Annotated in this window: 1 protein-coding gene; it reads left to right on the top strand. The window is 51.8% G+C overall.

Features of this window, described 5'->3' with window-relative positions; translation table 11 throughout:
* Window positions 1-253, top strand: a 253-nt coding sequence (locus AC1RPW_RS08420) for a hypothetical protein (protein WP_481769513.1), incomplete at its 5' end; no start/stop codon positions are given.
* Window positions 254-278: the final 25 nt, after the last annotated feature.

The following is a 278-nucleotide window of genomic DNA, read 5'->3' as shown; positions in this document are numbered from 1 at the left end:
GGGGAAAAGGGGAGAAAAAGGAAAAAAGAAGGGAAAAGGAGAGGCACTGCGCCGCCGTATCCGGAAGCTCCGAATCGGTGAGGCAGCGCAGATCGCGGTGGTGAACGCACAAGTCGATGTTATCAACAAAGCGAAGAGCGCCCCTTGGTATTTCGTGGAAGACATGATCGAGGGCAATCGCCGGTTGGCTGTTATTCAGGCTGCACTGAAGGCAAATCTTCAGGAGCTTGATCGTTTGACCAAGCGCCAGTAATTCGGCATTTCGTAGTAAATAGTAC

The sequence above is a fragment of the Dellaglioa sp. CoH-55-MRSF-8 genome, from assembly GCF_056782195.1.
This window is presented reverse-complemented; position numbering and strand designations above follow the sequence as displayed.